19 protein-coding genes are annotated in these 15,632 nt (G+C 29.6%); 10 read left to right on the top strand and 9 right to left on the bottom strand.

The genetic code is table 11. The annotated features are described in order from the left end of the window. Position 1: 1 nt before the first annotated feature. The 9 genes from argB to SHK09_RS05300 form a co-directional block, all read right to left on the bottom strand. Complete coding sequence (argB, locus tag SHK09_RS05340) at positions 2-778, bottom strand: acetylglutamate kinase (protein WP_319809745.1); 777 nt, start codon at positions 776-778, stop codon at positions 2-4. A gap of 80 nt (positions 779-858) precedes the next feature. Continuing rightward, entirely contained in the window at positions 859-1,797 is a 939-nt protein-coding gene (locus SHK09_RS05335) for an N-acetylornithine carbamoyltransferase (protein ID WP_319809744.1), read from the bottom strand. Between the two features lie 41 nt (positions 1,798-1,838). Beyond that, the gene (proB, locus tag SHK09_RS05330; RefSeq protein WP_319809743.1) at positions 1,839-2,603 is read right to left on the bottom strand and encodes a glutamate 5-kinase; all 765 of its coding nucleotides are present in this window, start codon (positions 2,601-2,603) and stop codon (positions 1,839-1,841) included. Positions 2,604-2,701: 98 nt separating this feature from the next. Continuing rightward, positions 2,702-3,898: a glutamate-5-semialdehyde dehydrogenase gene (locus tag SHK09_RS05325; protein WP_319809742.1), complete on the bottom strand. Its 1,197-nt coding sequence runs from the start codon at positions 3,896-3,898 to the stop codon at positions 2,702-2,704. Positions 3,899-3,992: 94 nt separating this feature from the next. After that, on the bottom strand, positions 3,993-5,123 hold the full coding sequence (locus SHK09_RS05320; protein ID WP_319809741.1) for an aspartate aminotransferase family protein: 1,131 nt from the start codon (positions 5,121-5,123) through the stop codon (positions 3,993-3,995). 4 nt (positions 5,124-5,127) lie between these two features. Then, positions 5,128-5,919: a pyrroline-5-carboxylate reductase gene (gene proC / locus SHK09_RS05315; protein WP_319809740.1), complete on the bottom strand. Its 792-nt coding sequence runs from the start codon at positions 5,917-5,919 to the stop codon at positions 5,128-5,130. Between the two features lie 181 nt (positions 5,920-6,100). Then, complete coding sequence (argC, locus tag SHK09_RS05310) at positions 6,101-7,078, bottom strand: N-acetyl-gamma-glutamyl-phosphate reductase (protein ID WP_319809739.1); 978 nt, start codon at positions 7,076-7,078, stop codon at positions 6,101-6,103. A gap of 2 nt (positions 7,079-7,080) precedes the next feature. Then, on the bottom strand, positions 7,081-8,259 hold the full coding sequence (locus SHK09_RS05305; RefSeq protein ID WP_319809738.1) for an argininosuccinate synthase: 1,179 nt from the start codon (positions 8,257-8,259) through the stop codon (positions 7,081-7,083). Beyond that, complete coding sequence (locus SHK09_RS05300; protein WP_319809737.1) at positions 8,259-8,873, bottom strand: GNAT family N-acetyltransferase; 615 nt, start codon at positions 8,871-8,873, stop codon at positions 8,259-8,261. The genes SHK09_RS05305 and SHK09_RS05300 overlap by 1 nt, the downstream gene beginning before the upstream one ends. Positions 8,874-9,480: 607 nt before the next feature. On the opposite strand from SHK09_RS05300, the gene SHK09_RS05295 reads away from it, so the two are divergent. From SHK09_RS05295 to SHK09_RS05250, 10 genes are all read left to right on the top strand, one after another. Next, positions 9,481-9,894: a DUF2141 domain-containing protein gene (locus SHK09_RS05295; RefSeq protein WP_319809736.1), complete on the top strand. Its 414-nt coding sequence runs from the start codon at positions 9,481-9,483 to the stop codon at positions 9,892-9,894. Between the two features lie 29 nt (positions 9,895-9,923). Then, positions 9,924-11,285: a 2TM domain-containing protein gene (locus tag SHK09_RS05290; RefSeq protein ID WP_319809735.1), complete on the top strand. Its 1,362-nt coding sequence runs from the start codon at positions 9,924-9,926 to the stop codon at positions 11,283-11,285. Continuing rightward, the gene (locus SHK09_RS05285; RefSeq protein WP_319809734.1) at positions 11,285-11,608 is read left to right on the top strand and encodes a 2TM domain-containing protein; all 324 of its coding nucleotides are present in this window, start codon (positions 11,285-11,287) and stop codon (positions 11,606-11,608) included. The genes SHK09_RS05290 and SHK09_RS05285 overlap by 1 nt, the downstream gene beginning before the upstream one ends. Before the next feature lie 2 nt (positions 11,609-11,610). Continuing rightward, on the top strand, positions 11,611-11,892 hold the full coding sequence (locus SHK09_RS05280; protein ID WP_319809733.1) for a 2TM domain-containing protein: 282 nt from the start codon (positions 11,611-11,613) through the stop codon (positions 11,890-11,892). A 5-nt stretch (positions 11,893-11,897) separates the two neighbouring features. Continuing rightward, positions 11,898-12,233: a 2TM domain-containing protein gene (locus SHK09_RS05275; RefSeq protein WP_319809732.1), complete on the top strand. Its 336-nt coding sequence runs from the start codon at positions 11,898-11,900 to the stop codon at positions 12,231-12,233. A gap of 4 nt (positions 12,234-12,237) precedes the next feature. Beyond that, positions 12,238-12,549: a 2TM domain-containing protein gene (locus tag SHK09_RS05270; protein WP_319809731.1), complete on the top strand. Its 312-nt coding sequence runs from the start codon at positions 12,238-12,240 to the stop codon at positions 12,547-12,549. 71 nt (positions 12,550-12,620) lie between these two features. After that, complete coding sequence (locus SHK09_RS05265) at positions 12,621-13,376, top strand: LytTR family DNA-binding domain-containing protein (RefSeq protein ID WP_319809730.1); 756 nt, start codon at positions 12,621-12,623, stop codon at positions 13,374-13,376. 18 nt (positions 13,377-13,394) lie between these two features. Beyond that, a complete protein-coding gene (locus tag SHK09_RS05260; protein ID WP_319809729.1) occupies positions 13,395-13,949 on the top strand; it encodes a DUF7010 family protein in 555 nt (184 codons plus the stop codon). A 114-nt stretch (positions 13,950-14,063) separates the two neighbouring features. Then, the gene (locus SHK09_RS05255; protein WP_319809728.1) at positions 14,064-14,627 is read left to right on the top strand and encodes a helix-turn-helix domain-containing protein; all 564 of its coding nucleotides are present in this window, start codon (positions 14,064-14,066) and stop codon (positions 14,625-14,627) included. Between the two features lie 66 nt (positions 14,628-14,693). Further along, the gene (locus SHK09_RS05250) at positions 14,694-15,629 is read left to right on the top strand and encodes an alpha/beta fold hydrolase (protein ID WP_319809727.1); all 936 of its coding nucleotides are present in this window, start codon (positions 14,694-14,696) and stop codon (positions 15,627-15,629) included. The last annotated feature ends 3 nt before the right edge of the window (positions 15,630-15,632 follow it).

Raw genomic sequence — 15,632 nt, 5'->3', positions numbered from 1 at the left:
TTTATAATGTAATGGTTGTAAAATTATCGTTTTCTTTTGTCAACATAGACGTGTTTCCAATATGCACTTTTGATACTCCATTGTTTAAAGCGTCAAAGCAATTGTCTATTTTAGGAATCATTCCGTCAGTAATAATTTTAGCAGCTAATAATTCTTTATATGTTTTAGAATTGATAAGTTTTACTACAGATTCTTTATCGTTAAAATCTTTTAAAACACCATTCAATTCAAAACAGTAATAAATGGATGTTTCGTATATTTCACTCATTCCAACAGCAATGGTACTTGCAATTGTATCTGCATTTGTGTTTAATAATTGTCCGTTTCCATCGTGCGTAATAGCACAAAAAACGGGTGTAAAAGCTGCTTTAATTAATTTATCAATAGAATTAGAAGCTACTTGTTTTACATCACCAACAAAACCAAAATCGACGTCTTTTACCGGTCTTTTTTCTGATTTTATACTGTTGATATCTGCACCTGTTAAACCAATGGCATCAACATGTAAAGCTTGTAATTTAGCGACTACATTTTTGTTGACTAATCCTCCGTAAACCATGGTGATTACTTCTAGAGTTTCAGCATCCGTAATACGTCTACCATTAACCATTTTAGATGCTATGCCTAATTTAGAAGCAATATGTGTAGCACGTTTTCCGCCTCCATGAACTAAAATTTTATTTCCCTCTAAATTAGAAAATAATTTTAGAAAAGCATTTAAAGAAGTTTCATCTTCTATAATGTTTCCCCCAATTTTTATGATTGATAGTTTTTCCATTTTTATATTGAATTTGTCATTGCGAGGTACTAAGTAATCTCTCTATTATTAAACAGATTGCTTTGTAACTTGTAATTACTTTATAAATTTTCTAAAATCTTCTTTAAAACTAATTGCGCTGCATACGTTCTGTTATTTGCTTGTTCAATTACTAAAGAAGCATCGCTATCTAAAACGGCATCTTCAACGACAACGTTTCTTCTAACGGGTAAACAGTGCATGAATTTAGCATTAGCTAATTTTTCTTTTGTAATCATCCAATTAGGATCAGTATTTAGTACTTGTCCGTAATCTTCATAAGAGCTCCAGTTTTTTGTGTACACAAAATCGGCATCTTTAAACGCTTCATTTTGGTTATGAGAAATAGTAGTATCTTTTGTAATTGCTGGGTTTAAGTTATATCCTTCCGGATTAGCAATAACAAATTCAACATCCATTTTTTGCATTGCCTGTACAAAACTATTTGCAACGGCATGTGGTAAAGCTTTTACGTGTGGTGCCCAACTTAGTACAATTTTCGGTCTCTTTTTAGTGGAGTTTTCAGCAATAGTAATTGCATCTGTTAGTCCTTGTAATGGATGGCCTGTAGCACTTTCCATACTTACAACAGGTACAGAAGCAAATTTTACAAATGATTTTAACACTTGCTCAGATTCGTCTTTTTCTTTGTCTGTTAAAGAAGGAAAAGCTCTTACAGCAATAACGTCACAATATTGAGAAACAACAGCAGCAGCTTCTTTTATATGCTCTGCAGTATTGCCATTCATAATCGTTCCATCGCCAAATTCAATTCCCCAAGCATCTCCAGAAACATTCATTACAATAGGATCCATGCCTAAGTTTAAAGCAGCTTTTTGTGTACTTAAACGGGTACGTAAACTAGAGTTAAAGAATAATAATCCTAAGGTTTTGTTTTTTCCTAATTTTTTATTTTTTAAAGGATTTTCTTTAATTTCTTTAGCCTCTTTAATCCAAGAATTAATATTGTCAATGTCGCTAATGGAGGTGTAATTTTTCATTCTCTATTTTTTTACAAGGGGTTGAAACCCCTTGTTATTTATTATTTTATTTTTGTAAACGCAACCTTATTTTCAAAAGCATTGGTAATAAAATTATCTTCTAAACCGTTTACAATCCATGTTTCTATGTTTGCTTTTTTTGCAAGTTCTGCAGCTTCAATTTTAGAAGCCATTCCGCCACTTCCGTGAGATGACTTAGAACTTACAACTTCTTTTTTTAAGCCCTCAAAGTCATCAACCTCTAAAATAGTTTCTGGCGTATTATTTTTAAAAGATTCTTTGGTATAAATACCGTATGTATTTGTTGCAATTATTAATAAATCTACATCTAACAAAACCGCTGTTAGAGCCGCTAATTTATCATTGTCTCCAAATTGAATTTCATCTGTTGCAACGGTATCATTCTCATTAATAATAGGAATGTAGTTATTGTTAACCAACACATTTATAGTATTTACAATATTGGTTTTACTTTGTTGTTTTTCAAAATCTGAGTAGGAGAGAAGACATTGAGAGCTTAATAAACCATATTCTCTAAAAATTTCTTGATAAATTCTTATTAAATGTGGTTGCCCAATAGAAGCCAAAGCCTGTTTTACAAAAACTTCCTCGTGTTTACTTTCTAATTTTACAAACTGTTTAGCTACGGCAATTGCACCAGAACTTACAATAATAAACTTGCAGGTATCTTTTAACTTTGCAATCTGATTTGCTAAGTCTTCAATTTTTCCTCTAGAAATATTATCGGTTTCTTTTGTAAGTGTGTTAGAACCTATTTTTAGTAAAATGCGTTTCTTTTTTTGCATTGTTTTTAATTACGATTTTTACTTCTTAATTTCTCTATTTATATTTTATAGTAGTTAATCGTTACAGTTTTTTACTGCTAACTGACACTGTAAAATTGTTAACTTCTTACTTGTCCATTTCCATGAACATACCATTTGTTGGTTACCAAATGTTGTAAACCAATTGGCCCGCGTTGGTGTAATTTATCTGTACTAATTGCTAATTCGCCACCTAAACCTAGTTGCCCACCATCTGTAAAACGAGTAGAGGCATTATGATAAACAACAGCTGTATCTACGTTTTCCATAAATACTTTAGCAGTATTAATTTCTTTTGTAATAATTACAGATGAATGTCCGCCAGCATATGTATTAATCATTGTAATTGCATCTGCATTTGAAGCAATTTCTCCAATCACAATTTTATAATCTAAAAACTCTTCATACCAAACTTCGTTAGATGAAATTTGTTCTAACTGATGGTTTTTAGCCACAGTTTCATCTCCTAAAACCTTAATTTTAGCTTCTTTCAATTTTGAAATTAATTTATTTATGAAAATTTCTTTATTCGAAAGGTTTGCATCAATTAAAACTTTATCAACCGCATTACACGCAGATATTTTAGATTTTCCGTTAAGAATTACATCAATAGCAATCTCTAAATCGGCTTCTTTTTCTACATACACAAAGTTGTTTCCTCGTCCGCTAATAATAACTGGGCAAGTAGCGTGTTTTTTTACAAAAGCAATTAAACGCTCGCCACCACGAGGTACAATTAAATCTACTTTCTGTGTTGGTTTTTCTAAAAAAGCCTGTGTTTCTGTTCTGTTAAATTGTAAATATTCTACCCAATCTGTAGCTGCATTGTGCTCTTTTAAAGCCTCGTGCCATAATGCTACAATTTTTAAGTTCGAATTTAAAGACTCTTTTCCGCCTTTTAATAATATTTTATTTCCAGATTTAAACGCAATTCCTGCAGCTTCTACAGTAACATCTGGTCTCGATTCATAAATGATTAGAATTGTACCAAAAGAAGCCGTTTTATTATATACTTGCATTCCGTTATCATGCTTAAAACTAAAACGTTCTACACCAACAGGATCTTCTTGAGAAGCTAAATGCTTCGCAGCAGCAATCATTTCATCAACTTTTTTATCATCTGCTTTTAAGCGATCAAACATAGAAATGTCATCACCTTTATAAGCGTCTAAGTCTTTTTTGTTAATATTAATAATTGCTTGTCTTTCTTTATTAAGAAGTCTTGCCATTGTTAGTAAAACAGCATTTCTAGTTTCTATAGATAATAAGGTCTTCATGTTCTTTTAGTATTCAATTTTCAGTTTCGGTCTTCAGAAATTCTAATTAACTTAGCCAAAAATAGTTGCGTTTAATTTTCTATGCTCTATATTTCTATTCCCCTAAAGCATCAACTAATGCTTCAAAAAACTGATCTATATGATCTTTTCTAACAGTTAAAGGAGGTAAAATTCTTAATAGACTTTTATTCATTGCACCACCCGTAAAAATATGATAGTCGTAAATTAATTTCTTACGTAAATCTCCAACTTCAAAATCGAATTCTAACCCAAGCATTAATCCTCTTCCTTTAATATTTTTTATCTGCGGAATTGTCTCTGCAATTTTTATAAAATATGCAGACATTTCATTAACATTCTCTATTAGATTTTCTTCTTCAATTACTTTTAAAACAGACAAACCTGCAACACAAGCCAAATGATTTCCACCAAAAGTGGTTCCTAACATTCCAAATTTAGCTTCAATATCTGGGTGAATTAAAATTCCTCCAATAGGAAAACCATTTCCCATTCCTTTGGCAATTGAAATAATATCTGGCGTTACATTATAATGTTGAAACGCAAAGAATTTACCAGATCTCCCATAACCAGACTGAACTTCATCAGCAATTAAAAAAGTGTTATTTGCTTTACAAAGTATATCAACTTGTTCAAAAAATGCTGCAGTTGCTTGGTCTAAACCACCAACACCTTGTATAAATTCTACAATAACAGCACAAACATCTCCTTTTTCTAATTCTGTTTTTACAGCATCTATATCATTTAAATCTAAAATAGTAACTTTTTGTTGCGCATTAATTGGTGCAATAATATTCTTATTATCTGTTGCGGCAACTGCGGCAGAAGTTCTACCATGAAAACCATTTTTAAAAGCAATAACTCTAGACTTATTCGTTTTAAAAGAAGCTAGTTTTAACGCGTTTTCATTTGCTTCTGCACCAGAATTACATAAAAACAATTGGTAATCTTTACAACCAGACATTGTTTCTAATTTATTTGCCAATTCTACTTGTAAAGGATTCTGAATAGCATTCGAATAAAAACCTAGTTTTTCAACCTGTTTTGTTATCGCCTTTACATACTTAGGATGTGCATGTCCAATAGAAATTACAGCATGACCACCATATAAATCTAAATATTCTGTTTTATTTTCGTCATAAACATAAACTCCTTTAGCTTTTACAGGTGTAACATCGTACAATGGATAAACGTTAAATAATGGCATGTTGTTAGTTTTTTATTTGGTTTATTTTATCAAATGATTTGTTTATTCCTTTAATTAAAGAAGAACTTAAACCTTGGTGTTCCATTTCGTTTAAGCCTTCAATAGTACAACCTCCAGGAGTTGTAACTCTATCTATTTCTGCTTCTGGGTGATTGCCAGATTCTTTTAATAAAGTAGCAGCACCAAAACAAGTTTGCATTGCTAATTTATGCGCTTCATCTGCTTCGAAACCTAACTGAATAGCACCTTGGGTTGTTGCACGTATTAAACGCATCCAAAAAGCAATACCACTTGCACAAATAACCGTTGCAGCCTGTAATTGTTCTTCTGGTATTTCCATAGATTCTCCTAAGCTATTAAAAATAGTTTTGGCTAAAGCAACTTTTTCTTTCCCCTTTGTATTGGGTGAAATACACGTCATAGATTGCCCAACAGCAGCAGCAGTATTTGGCATCGAGCGGATAATGTATTTATCTGCACCAACAATAGCTTCTATTTTAGCAATAGAAAAGCCAGTAATTACAGTTATTAAAACATGATTTTCTTTTAAAAGATGCTTTATATCTTTTAAAATATTTTCTAAATGCCTTGGCTGAACAGCGAATATTAAAATGTTAGAATTTTTAATAGCTTCTTCATTGTTCGATGTTAAAATTACTTCTTCATGAATATTAAAATCTGTAATCGATTTTGTATTTCGTTTTGTTAAATACAAAGAACTTACCACCTTGTTTTTTAATAAACCTTTGGCTATAGATTGTCCTAAACTTCCTGCTCCAATAATTGCTGCTTTCATACTATTTTTTTTTTTGGCGTTACCTAAAGGTCGCTCTATACACTATATCTTTTTTTTTCGTACCTCTAAAAAAAGGATGCCGTTTCTATCGCTAACGCGAGCTAGTAAATAATAAACAACTTACTTCTTATATTAATAGGTAATCGTTTGTTTAATAAACATTTAAATATTTTTATTTCAATTAAAAGTAAGTTGCTTTTAATTTTAAACCTAGTGTTTCTTCAAAGCCATACATTAAATTTAAATTCTGAATTGCTGCTCCAGAAGCTCCTTTTAAAAGATTATCAATAGTACTTGTAATTAATAATTTGTTACCGTGTTTTTCTAAACCAATTAAACACTTGTTTGTATTTACTACTTGCTTCATGTGCACATCATTTTCAGAAACAAACGTAAAAGCTGCATCTTTATAATAGGCTTTATACATTTTTATAGCTTCTTCAATAGCGCCATCAAACTTAGTGTAGGTTGTTGCAAAAATCCCTCTAGAGAAATTACCTCTGTTTGGCATAAAATTAATTTCAGAATTAAAATCACTTTGTAACTGATTCACAGTTTGATTAATCTCCCCTAAATGCTGATGATTAAATGCTTTGTAATGAGAGAAATTATTATCTCTATAGGTAAAATGAGTTGTTGCAGACAAAGAAGTTCCTGCACCTGTTGCGCCAGTTACCGCATTAATATGAATATCGTTTTTTAACAAACCATTTGCCGCCAAAGGCAAAATTGCCAATTGTAAAGCAGTTGCAAAACAACCAGGATTTGCAATATATTTTGCCGTTTTAATACTTTCTTTATCTAATTCTGGTAAACCGTACACAAAGTCTTTTCCTTCGAAATTTTTATCAGCAAGTAATCTAAAATCGTTACTTAAATCTATAATTTTTGTTTTGTCAGAAAAAGTAGTTTTTTCTAAAAATGAAGTAGAATTTCCATGACCTAAGCATAAAAACAACACATCAACATCTGTATTAATTTCACTTGTAAAATCGATTTCTGTATCACCAATTAAATCTTGATGCACTTTATACAATTTGTTACCAGCATTAGAGGTACTGTACACAAAATTGATATTTGTTTCTGAATGATTCAATAATAATCTTATTAATTCACCAGCGGTATAACCTGCACCACCTATAATTCCTACTTGTAACATAATTATGAGTTGTTTACTTGTCTATATATTTTATTCTGATTTCCTAAGATTTTAATAAAACCTTTAGCATCATCTGCAGTCCACGCTTTATTTTCTTCACCATAGGTGCTAAATGCGCTAGACATTAAATCATGGTCAGAAATAATTCCGTCTAAAGAAAAATGATAAGGTTTTAAAGAGACTACCACATTACCAGAAACCATTTTCTGTGAACTTTGTAAAAAAGCTTCCGTATCTCTCATTACAGGATCTAAATACTGGCCTTCGTGCAAGTGCATTCCGTAGAAACTAGACAAATATTCTTTGTGTTGTAATTGCCATTTTGTTAAGGTATGTTTCTCTAACAAATGGTGCGCTTTTACGGTAATTAAAGCTGCAGCAGCTTCAAAACCAACTCTACCTTTTGTACCAACAATGGTATCACCAACATGAATATCTCTACCAATAGCAAACTTAGAAGCAATATTATTTAGGTTTTCAATATTTACTTCAGGTAAGTTTTCTTGCCCGTTTAAAGCAACAAATTCACCATTTTTAAAAGTCAATGTTACTTTCTCTTCGCCTTTTTTTTCTAATTGAGAAGGATATGCTTCACTTGGTAAAGGCAATTCAGATTTTAAAGTTTCTACACCACCAACGCTTGTTCCCCAAAGCCCTTTGTTTACAGAATATTTAGATTTTTCCCAAGGCATATCAATTCCTTCAGCTTTTAAATAATCTATTTCTTCTTGTCTTGTTAATTTTCCATCTCTAATTGGTGTAATAATTTTAATACCAGGAGCCAATGTCTGAAAAATCATATCAAAACGAACTTGGTCATTTCCTGCACCTGTACTTCCGTGTGCAATATATTCTGCACCAATACTTTTTGCATATTCTACAATTTCAATTGCTTGAATAATTCTTTCTGCACTAACAGAAAGCGGGTACGTACTGTTTTTTAATACATTACCAAAGATTAAATACTTTACTACTTTATTGTAAAAAGTAGCAACAGCATCGATGTTTTTATAAGTAGAAACGCCCATTTTATAGGCGTTGCTTTCTATGTGTTTAATTTCTTCTGTTGTAAATCCGCCAGTGTTAACACTTACGGCGTGTACATCATATTCTTTTGATAAACTTACTGCACAATACGAAGTATCTAAACCACCACTATAAGCAATTACTAATTTTTTCATTATTTATCTTTTTTTAGAAACAAGTTCTGTTTAATATTTTTTAATTTTTGAAAAACGTTCTCCTTAACTTCTTTAGACGCTTCTTTATTATTGTTTTTTGGATCAAATAACATTCCTGTACACAAGCACATTTTTCTTTCTGTTCTTGTTAAAATATCAAAATTTCTACACGTTTTACAACCATCCCAAAAACTTTGGTCGTCTGTAAGTTCCGAGAAGGTTACAGGTTTATAACCTAAGTCGCTATTTAATTTCATAACAGCTAAACCCGTAGTAATACTAAAAACTTTAGCATCTGGAAACTTGGTTCTAGAGTGATTAAAAATTACAAGTTTAATTTTTTTAGCAAGCCCAATATTTCTATAATCAGGATGAACAATTAAACCAGAATTGGCAACAAATTTTCCATGTCCCCATTGTTCTATATAACAAAATCCAGCAAATTTACCGTCATCTAATGCTATTACAGCATTACCGTTTTCCATTTTAGTGGCAACGTATTCTGGTTTTCTTTTTGCGATACCTGTTCCTCTTACTTGAGCAGCATCTTCTATTGTTTGGCAAATAATATCTGCGTAAATAGTATGTGATTTGTTAGCAATTACAATTTCCATTGTATTGATATTTTAAAGTTGAATGTATTTAATTTTTTGCTTTGAAATGCAGAATTGGACTCACCTAATTCCATAATAGTTAAACACCCAAAGGGCGTGGTGAGAAAAAGCGGCGTACAGAGTTTGTATTATCTTTTAAAATAATATGTTTTTGTAGGCTTTTAAGTTTTTTTGATTGGTACATGATAAAAAATAAAAATTATAGTTTCAGTTTATTGCTAGATCTAGCATTAGCGTATAGCATTGCGAAAGCGCAACCTGGGAACCATATTATTTGTTTTATTTTTTGTAGTAAACATGATGTAAATGTATATTATTTTTTCAATCGATGATAAAAAAAGAAAGTTATTTTAAAACTTTTATCAATTTTGTAATAAATCAATTTATTATTTATGGAATCTGTAGTAAACGCTTTTTTTAATCTATCGATTTTATAGATTGTGTTTCTTAAAACTTTAGTAATGTTATGATATTAAAGTAAATACTTCTTTTAAACGTTGCTTTTTACAGTTCGTCCTAAAAAAAATACAGTTGGGTATTGTTTAATTTAAAAAACCTTGGTTGTGTTGCATCTTTGAACCATCATTAACCATTAAAACAAAATATTATGAAATTATTATTATCAATTATAGTAGTAGCAATGTTATCAATTACTAATTCGTTAACTGCTCAAAACAATAAAATTACTGTAACTGTTGTAAACGCAACTTCAGATGCAGGAAAAATAGGATATGCTTTATATACGAAAGACAATTTTATGGGAATACCTGTTGCAGGTACAAACGGTAAAATTGTAAATGGAAAAAGTACCATTGTTTTTGAAAACATACCTGCAGGAGAATATGCAGTTATTTGTTATCATGATAAAAATAACAACGATAAAATGGATTTTGCTAAAAACAGAATGCCATTAGAAGATTACGGAGCCTCTAATAACGTGATGGCTTTTGCGCCACCTACTTTTGAAAATGCTAAATTTGTAGTGAAGGATAAAGAAGTATCTTTAGAAATAAAATTTTAGTAAATTTATTTTCATATAAATTATCAATAATGACAACATTAAACTCAAGTATTTTCAAAAAAATAAAAAGCGATTTTGTAGTTAGTTTAAAACTTACAATTATTTTAGGAATCGTTTTTATATTTATATATCAAAGATTTTCTTTGAAAGGCATGAGTTTAATTTTTTTAATGTCTGCGATGTATTCTTTTGTATTAGGACTTGGAAATGGAATTGTTAACGAGTATTTAAATACTAAATGGGATTGGGTTAAACAAACCAACCAGAGAGTTTGGGCAGGAATTATAGGAACAGTTATCTATACAGTTATTGCGGTTTTAATAATTCATTATGTACAGTATATCTTAATTTTTGAATATAAACTAGAGAACTTTTTTAGTGAAACTTTAATCTGGGTACATTTATTTGCCATTATATTTTCATTAGGTGTGGCTGCTTTCTTTCATGCAAAAGGCTTTATGGTCAATTGGAAATCTGCAATGACACAAGAAACTACAAAACAAGAAATTGTAGCTAAAACAGAAACAGCAAAATTTGAATCTTTAAAGAATCAATTAGATCCTCATTTTTTATTTAATAGTTTAAATGTTTTAACGAGTTTAATTGGTGAAAATCCACATCAAGCTGAAAGGTTTACAACAAAACTATCTAAAGTTTATAGATACGTTTTAGAGCAAAGAAATAAAGATTTAGTACCTATTGAAGAAGAGCTAAAATTTGCAAAAACCTATATGGAATTGTTAGGAATGCGTTTTGAAGATGCCGTACAATTTAATATTCCGGATGCTATTAGTACTAACGAATTAAAAATAGTACCGTTATCTCTTCAACTTTTATTAGAAAATGCAGTAAAACACAATGTGGTTTCTACTTCTAAACCATTAACAATTAATATCTATGAAGAAGATAATTATTTAATTATAGAAAATAACATCAATCCTAAAGAAGCAATAGGAAAAAGCACCAAAGTTGGTTTGCAAAATATTGCCGATAGATATGGATTAATTACAGATAAAGGAGTGAAAATAGAAAACAATAACAAAATATTTAAAGTGAGTTTACCTCTCTTATATAAAATGAACAACATTATGTACACAGACGATTTAGAAAATAGCAAATATGTAAAAGCTGTAGAAAGAGTAGAAAAATTGAAAGAGTTTTATCAGAATTTAGCATCTTACTGTTTAGTTATCCCTTTTTTAATATTTATAAATTTAAAATTCTCACCAGGTTTTCACTGGTTTTGGTTTCCAATATTTGGTTGGGGAATGGGGTTAACTTTTCATTTTTTAGAAGTAAATAATTACAGTATTTTCTTAGGAAGTAATTGGGAAGACAAAAAGATTAAAGATCTGATGGATAAGGAGAATAAGAAGAACAACTACAGGTAATGGAAATAAATAGAACACAACAACAACGATTTATTTTAGCGAAAAACCGAGTAGAAAAAATTAGTAAATTTTATAAACACTTGGCTACTTATATTGTAGTTAATACATTTCTATCTGCTATTTTTATTTTTGGAGATGTAAATGAAGGCGACACTTTTAAGGAAGCTTTATTTAATTATAATAATTTTAGAATTTGGTTTTTCTGGGGAATAGGAATCGCTTTTCAAGCATTTAATACTTTTGGATTTAATATACTTATGAGCGAAGACTGGGAAGACAAAAAGATTCAAAAATATATGGATCAAGAAAATAAAAGGAGATAGAAATGGAATTAGATTTTATAGAACAACAGCGTTATTTAAAAACTAAGAAAAGAGTAAAAAGAATAAAAGGGTTTTATACACATCTATCTATTTATTGTTTAGTAATACCTATAATTATTTTTGTTAATTTAAAATATGAACCACACTTTCATTGGTTTTGGTTTTCTGCTTTGGGTTGGGGTACTGGTCTTTTTTTTCACGGGTTATCTGTTTTTGGATTTAATTTAGTAGGTTTTGGAAAGGATTGGGAAGAAAAGAAAATTAAAGAGTTAATGAAAAAATAAATATTATGGAAAATAACTTTACACAAGAACAAAATTATATTCGGGCAAAAAAAAGAGTAAAAGCTATAAAAGGTTTTTATGTACATTTAATTGTTTACATCTTGGTAAATATCTTTTTAAGTGGAATTATTATTTTTGGTTTGTCTAATAGTGGCGATAGTTTTGAAGAGATTATTTCTAATTTTGGAGTTTATTCTACATGGTTTTTTTGGGGAATAGGAATGTTTTTTCATTGGTTAGGTGTTTTTGGTTTTAAATCTTTAGGTTTAGGAAATGATTGGGAAGAAAAGAAAATTAAAGAATTGATGGAGCAAGAAGACCTTAAAAAAAGAAAATTTTAAAACCATGGAAAACTTAGGCAACAAGAAATTAATTAGGGCAAAACATAGAGTAGATGAAATTAAGAAATTTTATAAACACATTGTTGCTTACATCTTGGTAAATTTATTTTTAGCATTTGTATGGAATTTTTCTTTTAAACTTTTTGGAAACTTTATAGTTAGTAATCAGTTTGATGGAGACAGTTTTACACACATACCAATTTGGTTAATTTGGGGAGTGTTTTTAGCACTTCATGGTATTAAAACGTTTGGTTTTCCTAATTTATTTGGTAAAGATTGGGAGCAAAAAAAGATTGATGAATTTATGAATGAGTAACCCTTTTTTTTTCAAACAAAAAGAATTGTATTTCAAACAAAAAGAAGAAACGAATAAAAACAAAATTAAAAATGAATGTATTAATTATTGAAGACGAAAAGCCAGCAGCAAGAAGATTAAACAGAATGTTGGCTACTTTAAATATCGAAGTACAACAAATGTTGCATTCTGTAGAAGAGTCTTTAAACTGGTTACAGAATAATGAACATCCAGATTTAATATTTTTAGACATTCAATTATCAGACGGATTATCTTTTGAGATTTTTGAAGAAATTGAAGTAAAATCTGCCATTATTTTTACAACTGCTTATGATGAATATGCATTAAAAGCTTTTAAATTAAATAGTATAGATTATTTGTTAAAGCCTTTAGATGAAGATGAACTTAAAGTTGCGGTAGATAAGTTTAAAGAACATCAACCAAAACAAACAGACGTTCAGGTAAATCTAGATGATATTAGAAAATTATTAATAAATCCTGTTGATAGAAAATTCAAAAAAAGGTTATCAATTAAAGTTGGTCAGCATATAAAAATTATTTCTATAAATGATATTGAGTGCTTTTTTAGTGAAAATAAATCAACCTATATTCATACTTTAGAAAAGCGAAACCATTTGTTAGATAACTCATTAGAAACTTGGGAAGAACAATTAAATCCAGAACATTTTTTTAGAGTGAATCGTACTTTTATTATTCATATTAATTCAATAAAAGATATAATTTCTTATACCAATTCGCGTTTAAAATTGATTTTAAATTCTTACTCAGAAACTGAAATTATTGTAAGTAGAGAAAGAGTAAAAGATTTTAAAAATTGGATTGAGTAAAAATTAAATTTTAAAAAGATGACTTTATTAGAAGCGCAAAAAGATATGCGAAAATCTTATTTTGGTGGTGGTCCAGGAGCATTAGTGTCTGGGTTTGTGTGGTTATCAGCAGGAATTACTGCTTTAATTAGTACAGAAAAACTAAGTGTAATTATCTTCTTTTTTGGTGGAATGCTAATTCATCCTTTAGGAATTGTTTTATCGAAAGCTTTAAAAAGATCTGGTAAGCATAAGAAAGAAAATCCGTTATCTCACCTTGCTCTAGAAAGCACTATCTTATTATTTATTGGGTTGTTTATAGCATATTCTATACTTCAAGTTCATGCAAATTGGTTTTTCTCAATCATGATTTTAATTATAGGTGCACGCTATTTAATTTTTAGTTCTTTATACGGAATGAAGATTTACTGGGTTTTTGGAGCGGTATTAATTTTAGCTGGTATTTTAGGAATATCATTTCATAATGAATTTTATTTAATCGGAATCTTAGGTGGAACTATCGAAATTGTCTTCTCAATTATTATTTTGTTTTTAGAAAGTAAATCAATTAATAGTATAGTAATTAAGTCTTAACTCCAACGGAAATAATTTTATTAGCCAACATCTTTACAGAAATTTTTAAAATATATGTGAATATATTTTTTTGTTACTAATCAAGTGATTAGTTTTGTGTTCTAATTAAGTTTTATGCCTAGAGAAAAACAATATAATGAAGCAGAAGTAATAGAACGTGCCATGGTTTTATTCTGGAAGAATGGCTATAAAAATACATCTTTACGTATGTTGTCTAAAGAAATGGGCATTAATCAATTTTCTATAAATGCTAGTTTTGGTAATAAGAATAACCTTTTTTTAGAAAGTTTAAAATTATATAGAAATAAACTACAACAAGTATTAAAAAAGTTTGAAGATTCTTCTATTGGTAAAGAGAGTATAAAGAATTTCTTTTATGCATTTGCTGCATTTTCAAATGAAGATAATAATAAAAGAGGTTGTTTAATGGTTAATACTATGTCAGAATTTGGCTTAGAGATAGATAAACAAGCTGGAGCACTTATTTCTAATTATAGTGAAAAATTAAGAGTTCTATTTAAAAAGAACCTAGAATTTAATACTACAACAGATAGCGTTACTATTAATAAGCAAGTAAATTTTCTAGTCTTAGCTATTGGTGGGTTAGGTTTGGCAAGTAAAATACAAGACAATACTGTTATTGAAGATTATATAGAAATGACATTTAAAAATCTGTAACATTTTTTTACCCCATAACTAATCATGTGATTAGTTAAGTTTGAAGACATTAAAATTATAATAATTATGAAAAACAATATGCTGAAATTGGAAATATTCAATAAAGATGAAACGAACAAAAAACAGCGACCATTTATAGTTGACAAAGCTGAATATCCTTTTAAAAGTAATTGGTTTGAAAAAGAAGGAATTTCTATGCATTATATTGATGAAGGCGAAGGAGTACCTATTGTTTTAACTCACGGAAACCCAGACTGGTCTTTTTTAAATAGAAATATAATTAAAGAACTATCTAAAGAAGCTAGAGTAATAGCCTACGATTTACCTGGTTTTGGTTTTTCTGATACTCCTAAAAACTTTGGCTTTACACCTCAAGAGCATGTAGAATGGATTAGTGCACTTCTTTTTGATCATTTAAAGTTAGACAAGTTTATGATCGTTGTTCAAGATTGGGGCGGACCAACAGGGTTATCTGTAGCAACAAGTAACCCAGACAAAGTTATAGGTGTTGTAATTAGCAATACTTGGGCTTGGAAAGCAGAAGGTAAGTTAGAAGGTTTTTCTATGCAAATGAGCTCTAAAGAAATGGAGAACAAAATTTTAGAAGAGAACTTTTTTGTAACAGGAATAATGCGTGGTTCAATCAACAAAAAATCTAGCAGTAATAAAGCAATTATGGATGCTTATGAAATGCCTTTTCCTACAAAAGAATCTAGAATAGGAACTGCAGTATTTCCCCAACAAATTACAATTGCAACAGATTGGTTAGTAGATCTAGAGAGTAAACTACATACATTAAAAGACAAGCAAGTAGAGTTTATTTTCGGTTTAAAAGATGTTGCAGTCGCTTCGCAAGATATTCAAGACAAATGGCGTTCTATTTTTCCTAATGCACCAGTACAATTACTTTCTGATGCAGGTCATTTTACACAAGAAGATAGTCCAAAAAGTTTTGTTTTTTCGTTAAGAAGAATACTAAAAAATATGAATGTAAAAAAATAGATT

The organism is Polaribacter sp. PL03, from assembly GCF_033875165.1.
GTDB lineage: Bacteria > Bacteroidota > Bacteroidia > Flavobacteriales > Flavobacteriaceae > Polaribacter.
This window is presented reverse-complemented; position numbering and strand designations above follow the sequence as displayed.

Bases quoted from the DNA above. Each gene is read 5' to 3' on its own strand.
- argB (WP_319809745.1), bottom strand. From the start codon at position 778: ATGGAAAAACTATCAATCATAAAAATTGGGGGAAACATTATAGAAGAT.
- SHK09_RS05335 (WP_319809744.1), bottom strand. From the start codon at position 1,797: ATGAAAAATTACACCTCCATTAGCGACATTGACAATATTAATTCTTGG.
- proB (WP_319809743.1), bottom strand. From the start codon at position 2,603: ATGCAAAAAAAGAAACGCATTTTACTAAAAATAGGTTCTAACACACTT.
- SHK09_RS05325 (WP_319809742.1), bottom strand. From the start codon at position 3,898: ATGAAGACCTTATTATCTATAGAAACTAGAAATGCTGTTTTACTAACA.
- SHK09_RS05320 (WP_319809741.1), bottom strand. From the start codon at position 5,123: ATGCCATTATTTAACGTTTATCCATTGTACGATGTTACACCTGTAAAA.
- proC (WP_319809740.1), bottom strand. From the start codon at position 5,919: ATGAAAGCAGCAATTATTGGAGCAGGAAGTTTAGGACAATCTATAGCC.
- argC (WP_319809739.1), bottom strand. From the start codon at position 7,078: ATGTTACAAGTAGGAATTATAGGTGGTGCAGGTTATACCGCTGGTGAA.
- SHK09_RS05305 (WP_319809738.1), bottom strand. From the start codon at position 8,259: ATGAAAAAATTAGTAATTGCTTATAGTGGTGGTTTAGATACTTCGTAT.
- SHK09_RS05300 (WP_319809737.1), bottom strand. From the start codon at position 8,873: ATGGAAATTGTAATTGCTAACAAATCACATACTATTTACGCAGATATT.
- SHK09_RS05295 (WP_319809736.1), top strand. From the start codon at position 9,481: ATGAAATTATTATTATCAATTATAGTAGTAGCAATGTTATCAATTACT.
- SHK09_RS05290 (WP_319809735.1), top strand. From the start codon at position 9,924: ATGACAACATTAAACTCAAGTATTTTCAAAAAAATAAAAAGCGATTTT.
- SHK09_RS05285 (WP_319809734.1), top strand. From the start codon at position 11,285: ATGGAAATAAATAGAACACAACAACAACGATTTATTTTAGCGAAAAAC.
- SHK09_RS05280 (WP_319809733.1), top strand. From the start codon at position 11,611: ATGGAATTAGATTTTATAGAACAACAGCGTTATTTAAAAACTAAGAAA.
- SHK09_RS05275 (WP_319809732.1), top strand. From the start codon at position 11,898: ATGGAAAATAACTTTACACAAGAACAAAATTATATTCGGGCAAAAAAA.
- SHK09_RS05270 (WP_319809731.1), top strand. From the start codon at position 12,238: ATGGAAAACTTAGGCAACAAGAAATTAATTAGGGCAAAACATAGAGTA.
- SHK09_RS05265 (WP_319809730.1), top strand. From the start codon at position 12,621: ATGAATGTATTAATTATTGAAGACGAAAAGCCAGCAGCAAGAAGATTA.
- SHK09_RS05260 (WP_319809729.1), top strand. From the start codon at position 13,395: ATGACTTTATTAGAAGCGCAAAAAGATATGCGAAAATCTTATTTTGGT.
- SHK09_RS05255 (WP_319809728.1), top strand. From the start codon at position 14,064: ATGCCTAGAGAAAAACAATATAATGAAGCAGAAGTAATAGAACGTGCC.
- SHK09_RS05250 (WP_319809727.1), top strand. From the start codon at position 14,694: ATGAAAAACAATATGCTGAAATTGGAAATATTCAATAAAGATGAAACG.